At 59.5% G+C, this 23,703-nt stretch carries 20 protein-coding genes; 12 read left to right on the plus strand and 8 right to left on the minus strand.

The genetic code is table 11. The features are described from left to right. Positions 1-8: 8 nt before the first annotated feature. From GDN47_RS18680 to GDN47_RS18690, 3 genes are all read right to left on the minus strand, one after another. Entirely contained in the window at positions 9-1,181 is a 1,173-nt protein-coding gene (locus GDN47_RS18680; RefSeq protein ID WP_145321381.1) for an acetate/propionate family kinase, read from the minus strand. A 157-nt stretch (positions 1,182-1,338) separates the two neighbouring features. After that, complete coding sequence (locus GDN47_RS18685) at positions 1,339-1,716, minus strand: hypothetical protein (RefSeq protein WP_112723816.1); 378 nt, start codon at positions 1,714-1,716, stop codon at positions 1,339-1,341. Between the two features lie 200 nt (positions 1,717-1,916). Continuing rightward, entirely contained in the window at positions 1,917-2,141 is a 225-nt protein-coding gene (locus tag GDN47_RS18690; RefSeq protein ID WP_113353305.1) for a hypothetical protein, read from the minus strand. A 290-nt stretch (positions 2,142-2,431) separates the two neighbouring features. Here GDN47_RS18690 and GDN47_RS18695 point away from each other — a divergent pair, with 290 nt between their 5' ends. After that, complete coding sequence (locus tag GDN47_RS18695; RefSeq protein WP_152093977.1) at positions 2,432-4,072, plus strand: FAD-binding dehydrogenase; 1,641 nt, start codon at positions 2,432-2,434, stop codon at positions 4,070-4,072. A 700-nt stretch (positions 4,073-4,772) separates the two neighbouring features. Here the strand turns inward: GDN47_RS18695 and GDN47_RS18700 are convergent. Further along, the gene (locus GDN47_RS18700; RefSeq protein WP_152093978.1) at positions 4,773-6,506 is read right to left on the minus strand and encodes a phospholipase D-like domain-containing protein; all 1,734 of its coding nucleotides are present in this window, start codon (positions 6,504-6,506) and stop codon (positions 4,773-4,775) included. Between the two features lie 101 nt (positions 6,507-6,607). Then, the gene (locus tag GDN47_RS18705; RefSeq protein ID WP_152093979.1) at positions 6,608-7,282 is read right to left on the minus strand and encodes a DUF2278 family protein; all 675 of its coding nucleotides are present in this window, start codon (positions 7,280-7,282) and stop codon (positions 6,608-6,610) included. A gap of 388 nt (positions 7,283-7,670) precedes the next feature. Between GDN47_RS18705 and GDN47_RS18710 the strand changes: the two genes are divergently transcribed. The 10 genes from GDN47_RS18710 (at position 7,671) to GDN47_RS18755 (ending at position 16,513) form a co-directional block, all read left to right on the plus strand. Beyond that, a complete protein-coding gene (locus GDN47_RS18710) occupies positions 7,671-8,717 on the plus strand; it encodes a LacI family DNA-binding transcriptional regulator (RefSeq protein WP_233789991.1) in 1,047 nt (348 codons plus the stop codon). Positions 8,718-8,799: 82 nt separating this feature from the next. Further along, positions 8,800-10,407: an ABC transporter substrate-binding protein gene (locus GDN47_RS18715; RefSeq protein WP_113395100.1), complete on the plus strand. Its 1,608-nt coding sequence runs from the start codon at positions 8,800-8,802 to the stop codon at positions 10,405-10,407. 11 nt (positions 10,408-10,418) lie between these two features. Continuing rightward, a complete protein-coding gene (locus GDN47_RS18720; protein WP_113395099.1) occupies positions 10,419-11,387 on the plus strand; it encodes an ABC transporter ATP-binding protein in 969 nt (322 codons plus the stop codon). Further along, positions 11,380-12,243 carry an ATP-binding cassette domain-containing protein gene (locus tag GDN47_RS18725; RefSeq protein WP_113395098.1) on the plus strand — a complete coding sequence of 288 codons (864 nt, stop codon included), beginning with the start codon at positions 11,380-11,382 and terminating at the stop codon, positions 12,241-12,243. The genes GDN47_RS18720 and GDN47_RS18725 overlap by 8 nt, the downstream gene beginning before the upstream one ends. A gap of 11 nt (positions 12,244-12,254) precedes the next feature. Beyond that, entirely contained in the window at positions 12,255-13,181 is a 927-nt protein-coding gene (locus GDN47_RS18730) for an ABC transporter permease (RefSeq protein WP_113331181.1), read from the plus strand. Between the two features lie 24 nt (positions 13,182-13,205). Further along, a complete protein-coding gene (locus tag GDN47_RS18735; RefSeq protein WP_152093980.1) occupies positions 13,206-14,096 on the plus strand; it encodes an ABC transporter permease in 891 nt (296 codons plus the stop codon). 36 nt (positions 14,097-14,132) lie between these two features. Then, complete coding sequence (locus tag GDN47_RS18740) at positions 14,133-14,930, plus strand: glycerophosphodiester phosphodiesterase (protein ID WP_113353297.1); 798 nt, start codon at positions 14,133-14,135, stop codon at positions 14,928-14,930. Between the two features lie 84 nt (positions 14,931-15,014). Continuing rightward, positions 15,015-15,338 carry an ArsR/SmtB family transcription factor gene (locus GDN47_RS18745; protein WP_113395096.1) on the plus strand — a complete coding sequence of 108 codons (324 nt, stop codon included), beginning with the start codon at positions 15,015-15,017 and terminating at the stop codon, positions 15,336-15,338. After that, positions 15,335-15,766 (plus strand): SRPBCC family protein, encoded by a 432-nt coding sequence (locus GDN47_RS18750; protein ID WP_113353295.1) that lies wholly within the window; start codon positions 15,335-15,337, stop codon positions 15,764-15,766. The genes GDN47_RS18745 and GDN47_RS18750 overlap by 4 nt, the downstream gene beginning before the upstream one ends. 126 nt (positions 15,767-15,892) lie before the next feature. Continuing rightward, positions 15,893-16,513 (plus strand): YdeI/OmpD-associated family protein, encoded by a 621-nt coding sequence (locus GDN47_RS18755; protein ID WP_113388756.1) that lies wholly within the window; start codon positions 15,893-15,895, stop codon positions 16,511-16,513. A gap of 68 nt (positions 16,514-16,581) precedes the next feature. On the opposite strand, the gene GDN47_RS18760 is transcribed toward GDN47_RS18755, so the two are convergent. Next, entirely contained in the window at positions 16,582-18,141 is a 1,560-nt protein-coding gene (locus tag GDN47_RS18760; protein ID WP_113353293.1) for a glycosyltransferase family 39 protein, read from the minus strand. A gap of 718 nt (positions 18,142-18,859) precedes the next feature. On the opposite strand from GDN47_RS18760, the gene GDN47_RS18765 reads away from it, so the two are divergent. Next, positions 18,860-20,149, plus strand: coding sequence for an MFS transporter (locus GDN47_RS18765; protein ID WP_152093981.1), 1,290 nt, complete (start codon positions 18,860-18,862; stop codon positions 20,147-20,149). Positions 20,150-20,208: 59 nt separating this feature from the next. On the opposite strand, the gene GDN47_RS18770 is transcribed toward GDN47_RS18765, so the two are convergent. Then, positions 20,209-20,793 (minus strand): IMPACT family protein, encoded by a 585-nt coding sequence (locus GDN47_RS18770; protein ID WP_113353291.1) that lies wholly within the window; start codon positions 20,791-20,793, stop codon positions 20,209-20,211. A gap of 503 nt (positions 20,794-21,296) precedes the next feature. Further along, positions 21,297-23,393, minus strand: a complete 2,097-nt coding sequence (locus tag GDN47_RS18775; protein WP_113353290.1) for a carboxy terminal-processing peptidase — start codon at positions 23,391-23,393, stop codon at positions 21,297-21,299. Between the last annotated feature and the right edge of the window lie 310 nt (positions 23,394-23,703).

The raw sequence follows: 23,703 nt of genomic DNA on the forward strand, positions 1-23,703 counted from the left end.
CGTTTTCGTCAGGCGACGAGGGCAACCGCCTCCTCGGCGATCACACGTTCCTCGTCGGTCGGGATCACGAATAGCTTCACGCGGCTGGATGCCGCGTTGATCGAAGTCAAATTGCTGTCGTTTGCATCTTCATCGATCTCAATACCCAGCCACTGCAACCTTCGTGCGACACGCGTCCTGATCTCAGGCTGGTTTTCACCGATGCCGGCGGTGAAGACGATGGCGTCGAGACCGCCCGTCGTTGCGCATAGCCGCCCGATCTCGCCTGAGATGCGCAGGCAGAACAAATCTATGGCCTCGGCGGCTTCCGGGCTCTTGTCATCGAGCAGAACCCGTGTGTCGCCGCTGATGCCGGAGACGCCGAGCAGGCCGCATTGATGGTAGAGGAAATCCTCGATCCGTTCGGGCTGCTGTTTTCCCGTCCTCATGAGATAAAGCAGGGCGCCTGGATCCAGCCAGCCGGGACGCGTTGCCATGGGGATGCCGTCAAGCGCCGAGAAACCCATGCTCGTGTCGCGACTGGTGCCGTTTTCCATCGCGCACAAGCTGGCGCCGCTGCCGAGATGACAGGTGACAACCTTTCCCTTCGCTGCCTCCGGATCGATCTCGCGAAGCTTTGCGGCGATGTATTTATAGGAGAGCCCGTGAAAGCCGTAGCGGCGCACGCCGTCATCATGCATGGCGCGCGGTATCGCCAGCCGCCGCACGACGTCGGCTTGCGACGAATGAAAGGCCGTGTCGAAGGAGGCGGTCTGCTGGACGTCCGGCCGCAGCATTTGCATTGACCGAATGGCACGCAGAGCCTGCGGCTGGTGCAGAGGCGCAAGAGGAACAAGCTTCTCGATCCGCTTGATTGCAGCCTCATCCAAGAGGACAGCCTCCTGAAACGCCATGCCGCCGTGAACGACGCGATGAGCGACCGCCCGGAGCTTGCCGGGAAGATGGGCGAGCAAATGATCCAGCGTGTCGGAGATCACGGAGACGAACTGCGTGCCATTATCGCCCCTGATCGTCTTCTCGTATCTATCCGTGCCGATGGAATAGCGGAGCATCAGCGGGCTCTGATCGAAATCGATCTTGCCGCGGCCGACATTCCTTGCCCCTTCGGTCGCCAGCTCGAAGACCCCGATTTTCAAGGTCGAGGAGCCGGCATTGAATGTCAGCAAGACATCGTCAGACATATCAGCCTCGAATGAAGGGTGTCGACTACCGGAAGCTAGCGCACTCCAGCCCGGAGGCAACCGGGCATAGGGCCGCAGCTCCTCTTATCGATATCGGTCTGTCGCTTAGCGCTTCCGTTGACTGCCTGTTCAAGAGAGCTGCGCATTCCGCGTGTCGTCAGATTTCCATCACATCTTCGAATGCTTCAGGGAAGCTTTCCCGCGCCACTTTCTCGTTGATGACGAGCATGGCCTCATAGGAGAGCGGATCGAAATCCTTGTCGGCGGGCAGCACCTCGCGACCGAACAGGAGGTTCAGCCGAGCGGCATCGAGATTGCCGCGCTCGAAGGGCTCGGCACCGAAATGATGCCAGAGCGCGTGCAGGAATGCGGCGTCGATCAGATGTTCCTGTGATCCCGGCCGCGCACGCCGCGGCAGTTTCTTGATCGGCGTCACGCCCTTGGGATTTGCGCGGCGAATGGTGAATTGCACCCCCGTACCCGGCATGCCGGAAGGAAAGCCGCGGTGTTTCGTCATATCGGGAAGCTTGCCCATGGCTGCTGCTCCTCTCTTGATTAAGCAATCGGATGGCGCCTTTTCCGATGTCAGGCAAGCCGATGCGATGGAGAAGGCCGTGTAGCACCTACTCTGTCGTGATTTCCCTCCGGCAGTCAATTGCGGGACGAGGCTTCGTTGTGGAAGCGGCGCCATCCTGGCTCGGCAATGAGGAAAGTTCTCCGTTCCGAAGATAAGGATTAGCGCTCGCCAGGAAGCGGAGGCACTTGTGGAGAAGGGCCCTGCACCGAAAAATACAGTTCCACATCAAGCAAATGATACATGAGCGCGGCGAGGGCGACACAAAGAACAGTGCCTAGAATGAACCGAAGAAATGTCGGCCACAAGTAAACCATGATGATCGGCGTCAGACGTACCAACATCGAAAGCCAATCGATAAGCGTGGGCGTCTTCTGTTTGTACATGATGTTTCCCTTGAGGGGTTGCCGATATCGTTCGTCGCATCACTGTTCCCACGGAAGGCCGCATTCCTATCGAGGGTCCTTCGTGTCAACAGCGGCTGCCGCATCAACAAAATGGCGATTGGTCGCCGCCAGCGTCGGAAGACAACATGAACATCGTGCAGGTTTCATGGAGACAACATGCAGGCTTGGTGGATCGATTCCCAATGCCCTTCAACTCCGGTGTCCATTTTACTTTTACGTAAGGTCCACTAAGCTCTCCCATTAACATGCAATTCGCGGAGGGGGAACGAATGAGCAGTCGTGCAGATGTGGTGATCGTCGGAGCCGGCCTCTCGGGCCTTGTTGCCGCTTGCGAGCTGATGGAGCGCCGAAAGCGGGTGATCCTTGTCGATCAGGAGCCGCGTGCAAGCCTCGGAGGGCAAGCCTTCTGGTCGCTCGGCGGGCTGTTCATGATCGATACGCCGGAACAGAGGCGATTGCGTATTCGCGACAGTCTCGATCTCGCCCGTCAGGATTGGCTGGGGGCGGCGGGTTTCGACCGGGCCGAGGATTTCTGGCCGCGTGCCTGGGCGGATGCTTATCTCAATTTTGCCGCCGGCGAAATGCGCAGCTGGCTGCATGGGCTCGGCATGCGCTGGTTTCCCGTCGTCGGCTGGGCGGAACGTGGCGGAGGCCTTGCCGACGGACATGGCAATTCCGTGCCGCGCTTCCATCTCACCTGGGGCACGGGTCCCGGCGTTCTCGATCCATTCCTAAAGCGGGTTTTGGCGGCGGAGAGGGAAGGCAAAATCGAGCTGTTGTTCCGCCGGCGAGTGACGCGGCTGATCGGCGATCGCGATGGTATAACCGGCGTGGAAGGCGAGCTTCTGGCGGAGGATGGTACCCCCCGTGGTTGGCAATCGAACCGTGATGTCGTGGGGGATTTCCGCATCGAGGGTGCCGTGATCGTGGCAAGCGGCGGCATCGGCGGCAATCCGGAACTGGTTCGCCGTGCCTGGCCTGTCGAACGTCTTGGCGCACCCCCGGAGCGGATGCTGAGCGGCGTGCCTCATCACGTGGATGGCTTGATGATCGGTCATGCCGAGGCGGCCGGCGCGCGGTCGATCAATGGCGACCGGATGTGGCACTATACCGAAGGCATTGCCAATTGGGACCCGATTTGGCCGAACCACGGTATCCGCATCCTGCCAGGCCCGTCCTCCCTCTGGTTCGACGCCAATGGCAATCGCATGCCGGCGCCTTGCCTGCCGGGCTTCGACAGTCTTGCGACGCTGCGGCACATCTGCAAGCTCGGTCACGGTTACAGCTGGTTCGTCACCACGCAGAAGATCGTCAAGAAGGAGTTTGCCCTTTCGGGCTCCGAACAGAATCCGGATCTTACGGGACGCGACATCGGGCTCCTTCTGCGCAGCCGCTTGGGGCGGTCGGCTCCGCCGCCGGTGGAAGCCTTCAAGGCGAAGGGTCGGGATTTCATCGTTGCTGAAACGCTGGAAGAACTGGTCGCCGGCATGAACCGTATCGGCGACCACCCGCTCGACCTTGCGCATCTGCGTTCCCAGATAGAAGCCCGTGATCGCGAGTTGGACAATCCTTTTGCCAAGGATGCCCAGATCGTCGCTTTGAGACAGGCACGCGGCTATCTCGGCGATCGATTCATGCGCACGGCCCCACCTCATCGCATATTGGATGCGAAGGCCGGCCCACTGATTGCAGTGCGCCTTAACATTCTCACGCGAAAATCCCTGGGCGGACTGGAGACCGATCTGAATAGCCAGGCGCTCAGACAGAGCGGCGCGCCCATACCGGGATTGTATGCTTGCGGTGAAGCGGCGGGCTTTGGCGGCGGTGGATATCACGGCTACAATGCGCTGGAAGGCACTTTCCTGGGAGGATGCATTTTCTCTGGCCGCAAGGCGGGGCGGGCAGCGTGAGCCGGTCGAATTAACCGCTCCTTCACGGGAGGGTGTCCGACGACACTGCGAGGGCATGCAGTCTCGTCGGACGCTGCAATGCCCGGCTCGGGGGTGGCGTCCAAGCCGGTAGAGTAAGTTATAGCATCTACCAGAGGTTTATTTAACCTACCCGAATGGACGGCTGAGAGCCCGGGCGACTTAGGAGGGCAAGCGGGGGATCATTCATGTTCGCCGGTCGGCTTGCGAAGGTTCGTTAGGCTTTTCGCCAATGGCGCGAACGCAGAATGTACAGAAGGATCCTCGCTCTTTCGAAATAGCCACGCGTTGCGGGCGAACTGCCATCGCCATGTAGCGCGGAAGCCTGGCGGAACTTGCGACCGAAGTGGAGCGGCACGGCGTTGCCGGCAATCTCATATCCTGCAATGAACTGTCGTTCGGGTATGGGACGAAGAACGCCAGCGAGTGGCCGGTGATATTGACCAACCATCTCGCTCGATCCGTCCCTATGGGTTTTGACGACGATGAAAGGCCACGCCGTAAGCGCCAAAGCGCCGATAAGGAGAAGCATGGGAGGAGAGCAGCGAAGCAACATTCGGAAATCCAGATTGTTGCCAAGCCACTAGAAGCCGAAGATTGCGTCGGCATTACACATGCACGAAAAAGTCGAGCCAGGATCGCGGCAGGTTTGCTGCGATCCAGGGCTGACGCGCGTCAGATCTCAGTTGTTGTCATTGTTGCCGAACCAGAAGTCGAGCTCGCGTATGCGACGCTTGTCATAGGGTTGATCCGGCGATTTGATCTGCCAGCTGTCATCATCAGCCAGGCCGGTCCACTTCGGCGTGCCGCCCTGCTTCTGCACGGATTGCCGCCAGCGATACTGGGCATAGATCTCCATGATCTTGCCGGCATATTGGCTGGCAAGATCGCCGTTGCCAGTGATGATTACCAGGTTCTCGTCGTTCACGCCACTCGCCTTCGGGCCCATATTGTGGGAGCCGGTCATGACGACGGGATTGGGGCTATATGGATCGACGATGACGACCTTGCTATGGACCATGGCGTGAGCCGTCGGCAGCTTCAGAACTTCCTTCTGCCAATAGGCGAAACGGCCGGGGATCGCGGCGGGCAGGACGACGTCGGCATTGGCGTCGATCCTCTCGCCTCTGTTGAACAGCACGACAGGGTTCTTTGCCGTACCCGGATTCTGGTTGACCACGCCCTGGATGTAGAGATCGGGTTTGAACGAAGGGCTCGAGGGAGAGGCAAGCTCGATGATGTCGTTGAGAAGCGTACCGCGAGGTCCGGGATTGAACATGGCGAACAGGATGCCCTGCTGGGCGCCACGGATCAGCTCGCCTGCCTGTTCTAGATCTAACCCTTCGCGCATGGGCGTGAACCAGACCGTCGTATTCTTGGCTTTCGGTGTTGTTCGGGGCTCGGCATTGCCTTGATAGAGGGCGGGCGGGGAATCGTTGCCGTCGGCGGCCAGCGTCTTCCACTGATCGAGATAGAATTGCGCCACGGCCGGGTTGTCGATCAGGAGCGCATTATTGGCCTGGGTGCAAAGGCCGGTCATTGTCCAGTTCGTGCTGCCGGTCCATACGGCCTGGGGCGATTTGTCGGCGTTGCAGATGACCAGGAATTTGTTGTGCGCCAACGCCCGCGGCGCGCTCATGCGATCCCTGACATCACAGGAAGACAGTTCGGATCGGGCATCCTCATTTTCGTCCTCTCCCTTTTTCTTGACGCTGCCATTGCCCAGCACGATATGGGCGCGTTTCTTGAAGCCCTGCAGCAGCGGAATGAGCTCAGGATCATCCAGCTCGAACAGGGCGGCATAGATATGGCCGCCATTCGACCTGACATCATTGAGGAGCGATACCAGCTTGTGGCGGATCGGCCCTGCGAGGAACTGGCGGATTGGGTCCTCCGGGTTGGCGATCGCCTTCTTGAGCTTGGTGGTGGGAGCCTCTTCCGGCAATAGGCGGGCAAGCCATTGGCTGGCGACGATGCCCCGGTTGAAATAGCAGCTGACATGGCCGCTGGTTTCCGCTCCGATCTGCACGGCATCGCTCCAGTCCGATACATGGTCGGGCGATTCCCGCAATGCCGTCTCGGGGCCGATCATGGCGGAGACCTTATAGGCGACGACATCGCCGGGATTGACGGCGAAATCGGACCAGAGATATTTCTGGATCGGCCACTCCGTGGTCGGCTTGCGCGTGCCTTCCTCGACCGCCGGTCCGTCGGCGAAGCCGACCCAGCTCGCGACGATCTCCTCGTGAAAGCCGTCGGGGTCGACATCCGAGATCGTATTCGGGCTTTGCGGGCTTCCCGCTGCCCGCTTGATCTTTCGTCGCAGGGCAAAGCCACGGCACTGGTCGATGAAGTCGCTGCGCCAGGCAATAAGAGCGCTATCCACACCGGGATGCACGATCAGACTGATGTTCATTGGACCTCTCCCTCGATGATTGCTCCAGTTGCTACGATTGCTGCCAGGCATGAAATCAGTGCTGACGCTCCTGGCCGCGAGACCTTGGATAGCAAGGTGCGTCAGCTAAGCGGCGCCCCCGTCTGTTCGTCCGTCTTGAGCGCCTGCACGCTAAAGCGCACGAACAGGGCGATGGTCTCGCCGCCCGTAAAACGTATGAATAGCCCGCCATCGCCGTGGACACGATTGTCATCGGCGAAACTGCCGGAGTTGCCTTGCATGAAGTGGATATCGTGGACGCCGCGTTCCGGGCTGAAATGAAAGGTTTCGTCGCTCCCCTGGTCCTGAAAATACTCACCGAAGGCAACGATGACGGCGCCCGTGTCGGCCTTGGCGCGTTCGATCTGTGCGTCGAGCATGTTGGAGAGCGACAGCTGCGCGCCATCGGCCGGAATGGCTGTCATGTCGTCGATCGGGAAGAGCGTATCTCGGATATAGTCGAGACCTTCTCCATCGGGTCCGCTCTGCAAGGGCTTGAAACCCGCAGGCCCTTCGGCGATGCCGGCAATGTCGTGGCCGCTATTGCCCTTGAAGTCCGGGTCGTAGTGAACCAGCACTTCGCTGCCATCAACGGACTGGACATTGACGGCAATGCGGAAATCCTCGTCATTCGCTTTGACCCAGATCTCGTAATGCGGCGAGGAGCCTGACGGCTTCATCGTGCCATCGGCGACCTTGCCGACCAGCACCCCGTAGGTGCGCTGGGCATTCCTGGGTTTTCGACGTTGACGTGTCATGAGAAAGGACCTTCATTACGGGCTGGAAAATGCTTGCTGATCGCCTGCCAACAGCTTTTGCGGCATTTGGGATTAGACTCCAGGCAGGAATTTGCGCTGAAACTGAAAACCGTGTCTAACCGACTGCTGGGCCAGTTAGGTGGCTTTATCCCACTTTGCGTCACGGTCGTGACGATCTCATGAATTGCTCTGTGGGTCCTAAAGATGGGCGCAATGCCATTTTGATTTAGCAGTCTTTAGAGCAGTTGCGGAATTCGTGATCCATGGTCGCCTATGAAAATTTCCCTCCAAGTCGAAATGTGATCTTGCGTCTCGAGGCAAGTGGGGCAAGAGTTCCCGAACCCCCTGGCGCCGGTGCGGCACGGCGCGAAAAATTTCGGCAGACTGTATGAAAGCACCCAAAAGAATCGGCATTCTGGACGTCGCCCGGCTGGCTGGCGTGTCCGCGACGACCGTATCCCGCGTCCTGAACGGCCAGGCTGACAGCCGCATCAGCCTGGAGACGCAGGAGCGGGTCAAGGCAACGGCAAGCAGCGTCGGCTATGTCGTCAACCGTCTGGCAACATCGCTTCGGACGCACAGGACCGGTGTCTTCGGGGCGATCGTCAATAGCCTCTCCGGCCATTATCAGCCGCATCTGACAAGTCGCCTCCAAATCGTGGCGCAGCGCCGTCGCGTGGAACTGCTGGTCGCGCAGGCTAAGGCGGACGCCGGCGAGATCGCCGGCCAGCTGCGCCTGTTTCAGCAGGATTTCTTCGATGGTGTCATCATGGTCAGCGATCTTCCGGGCCAACAAGCGCTCTGCGATCACCTTGATCTCATGGGCAAGGCACATGTGACGCTTGGCGCGGGACTGACGGGGCCGCTTCCCGCGGTTCTCACCGACGACCGGGAGGGCATAAGATTGCTGTTCGATCACCTGGTGGAGCTCGGACACCGCCGCATCTCCTTCGTCTACCGCGTCAGTCGCAGCGCGCTTCGCGATCGGATGTCGATTTTTCAGGACGCGGTTGCCAGCAGCGCGGGCTTGGTTGTCGGCGACGTCATTTCCTTTGAGAAGGGCGAGCGCGACCGCAAGCTCCTTGCGGATATCTTGGCATCGCCGCAATGCCCGACGGCGCTGATCTGTGGTAGCGACGGGCTTGCGATCGAAGTCGTCGCTTTCCTGCGCGATCTCGGCCTTCGGATCCCCACCGATATTTCCGTGGTCGGCTATGACAACGTGCCCGATACCGCCTATTGGGCCCCGCCTCTGACGACGGTCGCACAGCCGACGGATGCACTGTGCGAAGCATCGCTTGATCTTCTGATTGAGCTTTCAAATCTTCCGTCGGATCTGCGCGTTGAAAAGCGTCCGATCCGGTTCGTTACTCCCGAACTTGTCATACGTGCGTCATCGAGCTCGCCTAGCTTGCGGCCATTCTCCCTTGCGTAGAAGAAACGATGGTTCTGAACGCAAGTGGCCGTATTTTATTTGCGCAAACGTTTGTGCAAAGATTTGATAGGAGAGTGTGCCGATGTCCGAATTTCTGCTCACCGGCCTCAACAGCCCGGTCACCCGTCGTACGACCCTTCTTATGGGAGCCGGCGCCGGCCTCTCCGCCTTCATCCCGGCGCTGTCCGCTTCCGCTGATGAAAACGCCGATAAAAGGCCGGAACTTCGTATCGCCGTTCAGATGAATCCGGTCTCGCAGGAGCCCGTCGACGCCGCCAGCAACGTCGCCTTCCGCAACAACTATTCCATCCACGAGACTGTGCTCGCGCTCGACATGCGCGGCGATTTTTCGGTCAAGCCCAATCTCGCGACGTCCTGGACCTGGATCTCCTCGACCGTGCTCGAAATGAAGCTGCGCCCTGGTGTGATCTTCCATGATGGCCGGGAGATGACCGCCGAAGACGTTGCCTTCTCCTTCGGCCCTGAGCGGCTCCTGAACAAGGACGCGCCGGGCTATCCGACCTATCGCACTAATTTCACCAGCCTCGACCATGTCGAGGTGGTCGATCCGCTGACGGTCCGCTTCGTCACCAAGTTCCAGGACCCGATCTTCCTGCAGCGCCTTGCATCCTATGCGGCCGTTGTCATCAGCAAGGATGCCTGGCAGAAAAACGGCGGCAACTGGACGACCTGGCGGCAGAAGCCGGTCGGCGCCGGCCCCTATAAGGTCGAAAGCTATACGGCCAATGAGAGCGTCGTTCTCGCCGCTCACGATCAGGCCTATCGCGGCAAACCGGCCGCCAACCGCGTGACCTTGCGCATCGTGCCGGAGGTTTCCTCGCGCATTGCCGGCCTGCTGGCCGGCGACTACGACATTGCGACGGACTTGCCGCCGGACCAGCTCTCGGTTGTTACCGCGAGTACCGATCACGAGATCGTCGGCGGTCCGGTTCCGAACAATCGCATTCTGTTCTTCGACAAGAACAATCCCGCGCTGAAGGACCCGCGCGTTCGCCAGGCACTCATCCTCGCCATCGATCGCCAGGCGATCGTCGACACGATCTGGAACGGCCGCACGAAAGTACCGAACGGGCTGCAGTTCGAGCTCTATGGCCCCGTCTATCTCAAGGATTATCCGGCCTATCAGTACGATCCCGATCGCGCGATGCAGCTCCTGAAGGATGCCGGCTATAATGGCGAGGAGATCGAGATCCGCTCGCAGAACAATTACTACACGGCGGAAAACCCGGTGACGCAGGCCGTTGTCGCCATGTGGCAGGCTGTCGGCGTCAATGCCAAGATGAAGTTCGTGGAGTCGGGCAAGCTGTTTGAGAACTCGCCAACCCGCGCGACCGGCAACTGGTCGAGCACAGGCCAGGTCCCCGACCCCTATATCTCCTTCTTCACGCAGTTCAGCTCGGCCGGCAATCTGAGCTCGTTCAAGATCTGGCAGAATCCCGATTTCGATGCGCTCGGCGCCAAGATGGAGCAGGCCGTCGATCCGGCCGACCGCGCCAAGATCTTCCGCGACATGCTGCATCTGATCGAATGGGAGGATCCGGGCGAGACCGTCCTGCATCAGAATGCCGTCTTCTTCGGCATCCGCAAGGGCATCAAGTGGCAGCCTCTGCCGGCCTTCCAGATGGATCTTGGCGCGGGCAGCCTTTCCTTCGAAGAGCAGAAGAGCTGAGCTTCCTCGCGATGGGCGTTCCAGTTCTTTCGGTCGACAATCTGAGCATCTCGTTCGGAACGGGCGCGGGGCGGTTTCATCCGGTCAACAACGTGTCTTTCGATCTTGCCGAGGGTGAGATCCTCGGCATTGTCGGAGAGAGCGGATCGGGAAAGAGTCTCACCTGCCTCGCGCTTGCTGGTCTTCTTGGGCCGAGCGCCAGTGCCACGGGCTATATTTCCTTCCAGGATGCCATGTACGACGCGGCCGAGTTCGGTCCGCGGTCACGGGTAAAGCTGCCCCCGATCGGGCTGATCTTTCAGGAGCCCGTTTCCTGCCTCGATCCGGTGCGCACGATCGGCTCCCAGATCGCCGAGGCGGCCGTCAGCGCCGGGATGTCGACAAGGGAAGCCAGGGACGAGGCGCTCCGCCTTCTGGCGGAAGTCGCCATTCCACAGCCAGAGACGCGTTACAACGCCTATCCGGCGCAATTTTCCGGCGGCATGTGCCAGCGCGTGATGATCGCCACGGCGCTCGCCATGCAGCCGCGATTGATTATCGCCGACGAACCCACGACGGCGCTTGATGTGACGGTGCAGGCGCAGGTCGTCGCTCTCCTCGTCAAGGCGGTGCGCGAGCGCGGCATCCCCATGATCTTCATCAGCCACGATCTCGATCTCGTCTCGGAGGTCTGCGACCGTATCGCGGTCATGTATGCGGGCTCCCTGGTCGAGATCAATCGCACGGACGATCTCTACGACAATCCGCGCCATCCCTATACGCGCCTGTTGCTGGAGGCCATGCCCGGACGGGGCAGGCCGCTTGAGAAGCTCGCGGATATCCCCGGCGAGCTGAAGCTGCATGACGACCTGCCGCAGGCCTGCGCCTTTGCGCCCCGTTGTCCACGCGCGGAGCCGAATTGCGCGACGATGGTTCCGCCGTTGATTGCCGGTGCGGCGGCGCTTGCCTGCTTCAATCCATGGAGTGCCCATAATGCCTGAGAAGCAAGTCGCCGCCAATTCAGAGACGAGAATTGCACTTGCCGCCCGCGATCTGCAATTTTCCTATGCTCCGGGTTTTTCCCTTTGGCCGGGGCGCGCCAAGGGATTTCACGCGATCAAGGATGTGAGCCTGGAATTGAGACCCGGCGAAACATTGGGTCTTGTCGGCGAGTCCGGTTGCGGCAAGTCCACGCTTGCCTCCTTGCTCTGCGGCGACCGCGAGCCGACATCAGGCGAAATCACGCTGTTCGGTCAGTCCTTCAAAAGCCTGATGAAGCCGAACCGGCGCGGTCTGGCAAAACATCTGCAGGTTATTTCGCAGGATACGATGGGTGCGCTCGATCCGCGCCGGAGCGTCGGCCATCAGATGGTGGAGACGCTCACCATCCACGGCATAGGCTATCCGGCAAGCCGGCTCGATCGCGCGGCGGAGGCGTTTAAAGCTGTCAGCCTGCCGGTCTCCGCCTTGCAGAAATTTCCGCATCAGCTCTCCGGCGGCCAGCGTCAGCGCGTCGCCATCGCCCGTGCTCTCATGGTCGAACCGCAAATTCTGCTCTGCGACGAGCCGGTTTCGGCGCTCGACGTTTCCGTGCAGGCCCAGGTGCTCAACCTCCTGCTCGAACTGCAGCGGGCACGCGGCCTGTCGCTACTTTTCATCAGCCACGACGTGCGCGTGGTTCGTCATGTCTCGCATCGCGTCGCGATCATGGAGGCGGGACAGATCGTGGAAACCGGCCCGACCGAGGAAGTCTTCGCAAACCCGGTCCACCCCTATACCGCCAAGCTCCTGTCCGCTGTTCCTCGCGGGCGGCGCGGTGGGGTACGGCAGGCAGCGGCCATGCTTGAAACGCTCTGAAGGAATAGGCAATGCTTCAATCCATCCTGCGGGCGTTTCTGCGAGCATTCGTGACCCTGTTCCTGGCGATGACCTTCACCTTCGTCATCCTGCGCGTCAGCGGTGACCCCTTGCATTCCCTTTTGCCGATCGAGACACCGCCGGAAGTCGTGGCGCTGATGCGGCAGCAATGGGGTCTTGATCAGCCGCTCTACATTCAATACTTCGCCTATCTCGGCCATCTCCTGCGCGGCGATTTCGGCACGTCGCTATTGAACGGGCAGGATGCCCTGACGCTGGTTCTATCGAAAGTCCCGGCGACGCTGGAATTGATGGGCGCTGCCCTGATATTGGCGTTCGGCGCCGGCGTACCCTTCGGCATTCTGGCCGCGCGCAACCGCGGCGGACTGATCGACCGCTTTGTCATGGCGCTTGCGGTGCTGATGCATTCGCTTCCGAATTTCCTGATCGCCATCCTGCTCATCCAGCTTTTCGCCGTCTCCCTGCGGATCTTGCCGAGCGGCGGGGGATCGACGATGGCGCATCTCGTCATGCCCGTTCTGGTCATTGGCCTTTACAATGCCGGCATCATCGCCCGCTTCGTCCGCTCGAGCGTGCTGGAGGTGCTGGGCCAGCGGTTCATATTGGCGGCGCGCGCCAAACGCATCGGCGAAAGCGCCCTTCTGTGGCGGCATATCATGCCGAATGCGGCCTTGCCGCTTCTGACCATGCTCGGCTTCCTTGTTGGTGGCATGATCGGCGGGGCGGCCGTGGTCGAGAGTGTTTACGCCTGGCCGGGTGTCGGCCGCTTTCTCGTCTCCTCCGTCGCGCAGCGCGATCTGAACATCGTGCAGACCATCGTGCTGCTCATCACGGCGACGATGGTGACGGCCAATCTCATGATCGATTGTCTCTACATTCTCGCTGATCCGCGTCTGCGGCATCGCGCATCGGCCTGATCGGCCGCCTCGAAAGGTAAAACCATGGCGAATGCAGCGACCGGCGCCGACGTTCCTCGCAAAACCAGATCGGAGCGATCTTTTCAACCCAGGCTTCGGTTCGATTTGATGACGGCCATTTGCGCCATTGTTCTCGTAACCTTCATCACGGTTGCGATCTTCGCCAATGTCCTTGCGCCCCATGGTTTTGCACAGATCGATCTTCATGCCCGCAAGGCGCCGCCGATCCTGTTCGGCGGCTCATTCAAGCATATTCTCGGCACGGACGAGCTTGGCCGCGATATTCTAAGCCGCATTTTCTATGGATTGCGCACCAGCCTGCTGATCGCGCTCGGCGCGTCGGCGATCAGCGTGGCGCTGGGCACGGTGCTTGGGCTGCTTGCCGCTTTCGGTCGCGGATTTGCCGATATGCTGATCCGCGTCGCGGTCGATTTTCAGGCCTCGATGCCGTTCCTCATCATTGCCCTCGCCGTTCTCGCCTTCTTCGGCGACAATCTCTGGCTTTTCATGGCGTTGCTCGGCCTCTACGGCTGGGAGCGTTACGCGCGGTTGGTGCGCACCATGGCAGGGCTGGAGCTGGAGCGAGGCTATGTCGCGGCGCTGAGACGAAATGGTGCGGGAACGGGGCGCATCGCCTTCCTGCATGTTTTGCCCAACACGCTCTCTGTCGTCCTCGTCAATCTGACGATCGTCCTGCCTGAAATCCTGCTGCAGGAATCGGCGTTGAGCTTTTTGGGCCTTGGCATCCAGCCGCCGCTTGTCAGCCTCGGCAGCATGGTCGGCGCTGGCCGCGACTATGTAATGACCGAGTGGTGGATCGCCATCCTGCCGGGCATCGTGATCTTCATCCTGTCGCTGTCGATCAGCCTGATTGGCGACTATCTGCGCGATGTTCTCGATCCGACACTTCACTAGCTTGCCCCCTAAAGAACCGCCCCAAGGAGACTTGCATTGCCTTTGCCCCTTCACGTCGCTCGTCATGGTTCGCTCCGCATCGCCGCTCATCGCGGCTTCAGCCGGCGCTTCCCGGAAAACACTATTCTCGCCTTCCAGGCGGGTGTGAACGCAGGCGCCAACGAGTGCGAAATCGACCTTATGCTGACGCGCGACGACCAGATCGTCGTGATTCACGACAGAACGCTTGATCGCACGACCAATGGCTCCGGCTTCGTTGCCGATCACGATCTCCAGCACATTCTTTCGCTTGATGCCGGCGCGAAATTCGACGCGCGCTTCGCCGGAACCCGCGTGCCGACGCTTGCCGATACGCTGCTGTGGGCAAAGCAAACGGATACCCGCCTGGCGATCGAAATGAAGGAGCCGGAGCGTGCCGATCGTCTCATCGATATCATGATCGCGACACTGCGAGAGCTCGACGCGTTTGACCATGTCGCCATATCCTCCTTTGATCATATCGATCTGCGGCGGGTGAAAGAGCTCGAACCGCGCCTTCAGACGGAAGCGATCCTCCACCATCGTCCGGTAGACATCGTCGCCTCGATGCGCGCCGGCGGCATTGATGGCGTCTCGCTGGAATTGAACCGCTTTCACCGCACTGACGCAGAGGCGCTGCAGCAGGCCGGCATTGCAGTGCGTCTGAGCCTGCCGCTGCCGGAAAAGCTTGCCATGTTCTGGCAGGGTGGCCGCGACCTGCTTCCCATGATCCGCGGCTGCGTCAGGGACCGGCTGGTCGATGCCCTTATCGGCGACGATGTGGATTTCCTCCGCATGCTGAGCATGAGCGCCTGAGAATAGCGCCGCCGATCGGCGCTTGACTTATTCATAGCCTGTCAGCTATTGATCTAATCAATAGCCAAAGGGTTATGAATCGGTATGGCAAACGCCCATGATCCCATTTTCCGAGCGCTCGCCGATCCGACGCGGCGGGCGATATTCGAGCGATTGTGCCGTGACGGCGATCAGACCGTCGTCGCGCTTACGGCTTATGCCGGTGTCTCCCAGCCGGGCGTTTCAAAGCATCTCGCCGTTCTGAAACAGGCGGGGCTGGTATGCGACCGGCACGAAGGTCGCCAGACGCATTATAGCGCGCAACGAAACGCTCTTGCGCCGTTGCGTGACTGGACGAGCGAAATGGCCGGTTTCTGGGAAGACAAGTTCGGTGATCTCGAAGATTTGCTCGATCGGATGGATCAATGAAAGCGGTATCGGGCGAGGTACGCGCTGTCGTGGTTGAGCGCGAAATTGCGCATCCGCCGGCAAAGGTCTGGCGTGCACTCACACAGCCGCATCTGATCGCGGAGTGGTTGATGAAGAACGACTTCGTTCCCATCCTGGGACATCGGTTTAGCTTTCGTGGCGATTGGGGTGGCGTCCTGGATTGCGAAGTGCTCGTCGTCGAGCCGAACGCCAGGCTGTCCTATCGATGGAATTTCGCACATGATGACCCGGCTTTCGATCTGAAGAGCGTTGTGACCTTCACGCTCACGCAGACGGACAAGGGAACCCATCTGCGCATGGAGCAGGTCGGCTTCCGACCGGACCAGAAGCAGGCCTATGGCGGTGCCAAGGCGGGATGGCGGCAGTTCCTCGAAAGACTTGAACAGGTGCTGGCAGAAGTGAAGTGAGACCCATTGCTGGCAAGCCCGGAATACAATCATGCGAGCATGGTCCGGCCGCTTGCTTTCACCACGCCGTGCTCGAGCTGACGATGTCGATGATTCAGAAGGCCGGAATATGAAGTGGATGAGGACATGATTACCGATATCGAGGACTTCTTTACCAAGGGATGTGGGCGCTGCGAACGCTTTGCGACGCCGGACTGCTCGACGAGGCTGTGGATTGACGGTCTGAACGAACTGCGTCGAATCTGCCTGGAGGCGGGGCTCGTCGAGACGGTGAAGTGGGCTCATCCGTGCTACATGCATGAGGGACGCAACATCGTGATCATCGGTGCCTTTCGTGGCGATTTTCGCCTCACTTTCTTCAACGCGGCACTGATGAAGGACCCTGAGGGCGTGCTCGAAAAGCAGGGTCAGAATACCCGGCATCCCGATATGATCCGCTTTGTGAGCAATGACGCCGTGGCGAAAATGGAGCCCGTCATCCGATCTTATCTGAAGGAGGCAATGGGTTATGCCGAGGCCGGCATCAAGCCGCCGAAAGAACAAAGCGATATCGAATTGCCTGACGAGCTGATCGAGGCGCTGGATTCCGATCCCGAATTGGCGGAGGCTTTCCATGATCTGACGCCGGGGCGAAAGAAAAGCTATGTGATCAACCTCGGCTCCGTGAAGAAGTCCGAAACCCGGGCGGCGCGAATTGCGAAGTTTCGCAATCATATTCTCGCCGGAAAGGGCGCGCTGGAGCGGTAGCCAGCAATTGGCGTCTTCCTATTGACCGCCTCTCGCTCGATGAGCTCGAACCGCTTGAAAATCTCAAGTCAGTTGGGCCTGGGATAATACCACGCATAACCAAAGTGATAACGATCCGGCTCCTTTCCGTAGTAATACGGAAGGGCAATGTCCTGCTGCGGTGGCAACTGTGTCGCCGCTCCGAATTTCGATGTGAGCCATTGTTGCAGTGCATTCGGCATGGTTGATTGATGTCCGTCCCGCTCGTTCCAAACCAGCAGGACCGGTCCATTTCCTATGGCCTGCGGGCTTAAATCCGACGCAGGATATTCCGTCGATATGATCGATGTGCGCGGCATGTTCACACGCAGATTGCCGGCCTTGAGCCACGTCGTCGTCACGACCGCCGAGGGTTGTTTTCCTTCTACGGTAACGACTTTGTCCACGAAGGTGGCGTAGGGCGCGTTCAAATGCTCATAAGAATGGAAAAACCGCGCAAAAAGGACACCTCCGGCTATGATCAGGGGCAGCGCAATCATCATGACGATGGGCAGGTAAAGGAATTTCTTTATATCGGCCTGGCTTTGCAGTCCCGCTGCATCGAGCTTCAGACAGAAATAGGCCGGTAGCAGAAACAGGAAGGGGAGCAGCCAGCGGTCACGAAACTCCGTAAGCGTGATCACCAGTATCAAGATCAGCAGGATCGCGACGGTGCTTGAAAGTATCCTTCCGACGAAATCGCTCCATTCGCTTCTGGCACGCAGCGAACGCAGGAATGATTGACGGAAGAACAGCAGAAAGATCACGCTGGTGGGAGCGACGATCGCGATGCTCGTCTTGACCAGTTCGAGAAGTCCGAAACCGATGTCGGAAAGCTTTCCGCCGGCGCCTTGCTCCGACATGGTGTGGACCGTCGTTGCCAGGACCCGGTCCATGTTGGAGACCATCCATATGGCGTGCGGCAGGAACACGAGAACGGCGATCGCCAGCGTTAGCAGAAGGCGCCAGTCGATGAGCCTTTTTCGCCCGACCGGATGAAAGAAGGTCGCGACGAGGACGCTGACGATCACCAGAGCGAAATTGTATTTCGTCAGCATGCCAAGTCCGGCCCAAAGGCCGATCAGCGCATAGGAGATGAGCGTCGGGCGACGAATGGTCGCAACGACGAAGTAGATGATCATGAGCACCGCAAGCAGGGTGCCGACGGTATGCGTCAGGTCTCTCTGCGCCTGCCAGAACATCTGCGGCATCGTCAGGAGCGATAGCGTCCCGACCGCCGCCAGGCTTTTGTCGGTCACAAGTAATCGCAAAAGCTTGTAATAGGCGAGATAGACGAGGAAAAGCAGGAGATTCTTCACGATGACGAGCGATGCGACGCTCGTGCCGAAGATTTCGAAGATGCCGTACTGAATCCAGTTGTAGAGCGGTGGCTGGGCGTCATAACCCCAGGCGAGCCATTGGCCGACGAGAAACTGCTGTGCTTCGTCGATCCGCAGCGAGCTGGAGATGGCGATGCGGATGGCTGCCTGGACGATAAAATATATGGCCAGGCATCCCGGTACCCACCAATATTCGGAGGGTGAGCTGCTGTCGATGGACGCAGCCTGCTGATGCGCACCCGCAAACCTGTCTTTTCCCAGAAAGTTCATCCGGTTCTCCCAGCGATTGCCACTATCGTCGCAGGCGCCATGTCATAGATGTCGCGGCGACACAATCGTTTTCAGTAAGATTTCAGGGGGCGGCATCTCGAGGGCAGATCTGATTTGCCAGATATTATTCCTTCGGTAGCCAGGTCGTCAAAGTATCCTCGTCGTTGTTCGCGTTCAGCGCTCCCGTATGACGCTGGGCGAATCCGCCTGGTCAGATAACCGCCTGTGGCTGCGGGAATATGAATGCCGCGGCACGTGCGAACAAGAATTTTTTCCAGTTTCTGCCTTAATTCGCATCGAACTTGTTGTCAAACATACCGAATGTATGTATATAGGAGCCAAGCTTGGGCGAGGGGGGCGTTTTCAAACTCTGAGTCCGCCACAATCCGACACACTGTGTCGGTAGCAGCAGCCTATCGTTCCAATCCGATGCGGCTGCCCACCCCGATCGGTTGACCTCCGATCAAGACGAGAAGGATTCGGCTTTCCCTCCGAATCCTTCTCTTTTTTGCCGACGAGACCGGCGAGGCTCTCTTCGAACAGCAACGTGCTATCGAAATCGCGACGGCTCGGCTGCTTCAACGTTGGATAAACACCGCAGGATCGATTTCGCCGGAGCAGCTAGACAGGGAGCCCTGGGGCCTTATTCATCTAAAAGGGAACCTTTTGCCATCAAACGCTTTTCATTTGACGATTTTAGAAGCCATGTGGTTGTCATTTGTCGCGTTCATCCCCCAACGACCAGCAGCAAGCCCGAGCTCTCGTCCCACTTGGATTTCTGAATTTCTTCATGGCCGATGTTCAGGCGGGCATCGGACCCTTCCTTGGGGTTTTCCTCGTCGCCCATGGCTGGCAAAGTGGGTCGATCGGCTCCGTCATGACGATCGGCGGGGTTGCGGGGATGGTGATGATGGCGCCTGCCGGAGCCTTCATCGATGAGACGACGCATAAGCGCACATGCGTGATCGTGCTCGGCATCTGCACGGTCCTCGCCTCCATGATCATATTGGTCTCGCAGCTCTTCTGGGTCGTGGCCCTGTCGCAGGTTGCGACCGCTGTTGCCGGTGCCGCGATCGGGCCTGCCCTCAATGGCATCACGCTCGGCATTGTCCGGCAGGCCGGCTTCAATCGGCAGAATGGTTACAATCAGGCATTCAATCATGCCGGCAACCTCGTCGGCGCCGGGCTGTCGGGATGGCTCGGCTGGATGTTCGGGCTGACTGCCGTGTTCTGGTTGTCGGCCATCTTCGGCGTGCTGACCATCATTTCCGTGCTGATGATCCCGGCCGATGCGATCGACGATGACGAAGCGCGGGGTGCGACCCTTGCCGCCCTTGGTCCGGTGGGGGAGATGGAGCCTTCCAGACACCGAAAACCGAGCGGTTTTAAAGTACTCGCCGAGTCGAAGCCGCTGCTGATCCTGGCGGGTGCGCTTGCGCTGTTCCATCTCGGCAACGGCGCGATGTTGCCGTTGTTCGGGCTGGCTGTCGTCTCTGCCGGTCACGCCGATCCCGCTGGCTTTGTTGCCCTGACCTTGGTGGTGGCGCAGGGCACGATGATCATCACGTCCTTGATCGCGATGCATATGGCGGAAAGGAGAGGGCAATGGCTCGTGCTGCTGATTTCGTTTGTCTCCTTGCCGATCCGCGGCTTCGTGGCGGCGCATCTGATTACATCCTGGGGTGTCTATCCCGTTCAGGTTCTCGATGGCATCGGCGCCGGCCTGCAAAGCGTTGCCGTGCCGACGCTCGTCGCCCGCATCCTGAACGGAACCGGCCGCATCAATGTCGGCCAGGGCGTCGTCATGACGATGCAAGGGGTCGGCGCATCCCTGAGCCCGGCAATCGGCGGCTGGCTGGCGCAGGAGATCGGCTATGGCACGATGTTCATGATCCTCGGCAGTTTTGCACTCGGGTCGATTGCGCTTTGGGTCGGGTTTCATGGCGTGCTGCGCGTAGCCGCTTCCGTACCGGGGCAGCCTCAGGGCGTTGTTTTCTCCGGCGATTGAGCTGCTTATCGCGGCTCCATCACAACGCGTCGAGAGCGTCATCCTTCGGCATATCCCGATCAATCCAACCTTACGGTTGCCCGACCGCTTGTCAGATCCTGAATGTTGTCAACGACCCGTTCGACCATCGAGGCGGCTATGGTCACGCCGAGCACGGCTCCGGATTCGGTGAAGCGTTCCTCCACAAGCCGCACGCCTGCCTCTGTCAAAAGTTTCGCTTTCACCAGAGCGAGATGTGAAAACTGCACATCGATCGTTGCCGCGACGGTTGGGAGTATTTCTCTCTTCTCCGCGCCTTGCAGACATAGCGCGGCGGTGCCGCCATAAGCGCGGATCAGCCCGCCAGCACCCAAAAGAGTGCCGCCGAACCAGCGTGTCACGACGACGACCACCATATCCAATTCGAAGCCGTCGATGGCCTGGAGGATCGGCTTGCCGGCGGTTCCGCCCGGTTCGCCATCATCGCTGAAGCGATAGGTTTGTCCGATACGCCAGGCCCAGCAATTGTGATTGGCATCCGTGACCGAGTGCTGTGCGACAAACGCCTTTGCTGCCTCGCTATCGGCAATCGGACCGGCCGTCGCAACGAACCGGCTTCGCTTGATTTCCTGATTGGCGGTGGCGATCGAAACAAGCTCAAACATACGGCCTCTTAGCCAATTTCGTGCACTCTGCGAAGAGGCAGTTGCCGCTGTTCCGAGAGACATGAGGTAACGTGGGACAAAATGAATTGGATGAGGATCGCCGCGAGAGTTTCCCAGGCCTTCAATGGCGTAGCCGAAACTCGTTGAGCGTGGTCAAGGCGGGAAAGCTCTGCCTCATGGGCACGAGGCAGAGCAGAGAGCCTTATCGGCGCCTCGTGCGAAACTTTGTTGGGGGCGCAAGTATCGCACGCACATAGCTTACAACGGGTAGCTGAAACGTAGCTGAGGCCCCAGAGGCAGATGAATTCAGGCCTGTCCAACCCTAAATAAGAATTCACTTTAAAATTAAATAGATAGAGCGGATGTGCCCAAAAGTCATCCACACTTTTTGGCATTTTGCTTTAGCTGTGAGTCTTATGCACCCACAGCCGGCGAGGTGGTGGTCGACGTCACGGCGGCGACGTCGATTCCTCGGTCGTGAGCAACACGATGTAGTTTCGCGACTATTTTGCCGCGGCCCTCGACGTGCCGGCCTGCAGGTCCGCCTCGTCGGCAACGATGGAGGCAGCCTCGTTCTGCAGTATATCCTTTGCGTTCTTGCGGGCCTTTTCGATGGCGATATCGGCGCTCAGGCTGCGCTCGTTGGCCTGCAGGCCATCATCCTCGCCGGTATCGATGCCGTCATTGGACTGTCCGCGCGCCTTGATGCGGTTTGCCTGGGCGGTCAACTCGTTGCGGCGTTCGGCTTCGTTGAGAGAGATGACCTTCTTGTCGCGCTGCTCCTTCAGCGTGGTGACGTCTTCCACGAAGCGCTGGTATTCTGGATCATCCTTCACGCGCGCGTCATGGCGACCTTGCAGCTGCGGCAGCAGCGCCTGGATGTCACCCCAGGGCTTGTAATTGGCCGGCTTTACCTGTGTCCAAGGCAGCGCGTTGTCGTAGCTGGATTCGCCGAAGGTCTTGAGGTCGGCAAGTCCCGGCAGGCTGATATCCGGCGTCACGCCACGCAACTGCGTCGTACCGCCGTTGACGCGGAAGAATTGAGCGACCGTCAGTTTCAGCTCGCCGAATTTCGGTTTCTGATTGTGGGCCACCTGATCGAGATTGACCACGGTTTGCACCGTGCCCTTGCCGAAGCTCGGTTCGCCGATGATCACGCCGCGACCGTAATCCTGGATCGCCGCCGCGAAAATCTCGGAGGCCGATGCTGAGCCGCGATTGATCAGCACGCCGACCGGGCCGGTCCAGGCCGGAGCGGCAAGGTCATCGCTCTCGACCTCCACCTCGCCGCCTGCATCGCGCTGCTGGACGACCGGACCCTTGCCGACGAACAGGCCTGTCAGGTCGATCGCTTCGGCCAGCGAGCCACCGCCATTGTTGCGCAGGTCGATCAGGACGCCGTCGACCTTTTCCTGCTTCAACTCGCCGAGAAGCTTGGCGACGTCGCGGCTGGCGCTGCGGTAGTCCTTGTCGCCCTTGCGCCGGGCTTCGAAATCCTCATAGAAAGCCGGCAGAGTGATCACGCCGATCCTGCGCGTCGTATTACCATCCTTTACCGACAGGATCGTCTGCTTGGCAGCCTGCTTGTCGAGGCTGATCTTGTCACGGACGAGACTGATGACGTGATGCTTGCCATCCGGCCCGGCATCGGCGGGCAAAATATCAAGGCGTACGACTGACCCCTTGGCGCCGCGTATCATCTGCACGATTTCATCGAGTCGCGTGCCGACGACTTCCTTGATCGGACCGTTTTCGCCTTGACCGACGCCGATGATGCGATCGCCGACCGCGAGCTTGCCGGAGAGTTGCGCCGGGCCGCCTGCGACCAGTTCGCGGATCGTGGTGTAATCATCCCTTTCCTGCAGCACCGCGCCGATACCGACCAGAGAGAGCTTCATGGAAATATCGAATTCGGCCGAGGCGGTCGCGCCGAAATAGTCGGTATGCGGGTCGACCGACGTCGTATAGGCGTCCATGAATGTCTGAAAGACATCGTCGCTCTTGTATTTATAGGCGCGCTCGAGGGAGTTTTCGTAGCGCTTGTCGAGCGTATCGCGAATGGCGGCATCATCCTTGCCGGCTAGCTTGAGGCGCAGCCAGTCGTTCTTGACCCGTTTGCGCCAGAGATCGTTGCTTTCCGCCTCGGTTTGTGGCCAAGGCTCCTTGTCGCGCAGGAGCGCGTAGTCTTCCTTGGTGGTAAAGTCCAGCTTCTGGTTGAGCAGGCTGCGCGCATAGGTCATGCGGTCGACGACGCGCTGCTCGTACACATTGAAAATGGAAAACGGGATATTCAAGTCTTCCTGATTGATGGCGTCATCGATCTTGGTGCTGCCCGCCATGAACTTGTCGATATCGCTCTGCAGGAAGATGACACGGTCCGGATCAAGGGACTTGATGAAGCGATTCATGATCCTGGCGGAGAGGACGTCGTCCAGTGGGACCGGCTTATAGTGGAAGCGCTGCAGAAATTGCGCCGTCAAATGCGCGGCCTGCGCCTGCTGCGGCAGTGGTGTCAAAACTGGCGGTGAACCGGCTTCCAGAGCATATGCCGATGAAGCAAATGCCAGGAACAGGCAGAGGAAACCATATTTCGTACGCATCAAGTCTTGGCCCGATTCTCAATCGTTAAATGTTCAATCTATAATCTAGGTGGAACAATTATGGTTTTTTGGCAACCAGACAGATGCTTTCCTTCGAGAAAGATTCTCGAAACATTTGCGTGAAGCGAGTGTGCCTGTCGTCGGCAGATCGACAAAAACGAAGCCAGGGGCACCGAAATCAACCTTCAAATGTCAGAGGCGCCATGCGAGCCGTTCGGTGGCGCCGCCGTAGGCCCGGCGGAATCATCGTCGGATCAGCCCATTGATGATCGACGCCCCATCCGATCGCGCGATTGGGGCTTGCCGGCCA

This window comes from Martinezella dioscoreae, assembly GCF_009176305.1.
Lineage (GTDB): Bacteria > Pseudomonadota > Alphaproteobacteria > Rhizobiales > Rhizobiaceae > Rhizobium > Rhizobium dioscoreae.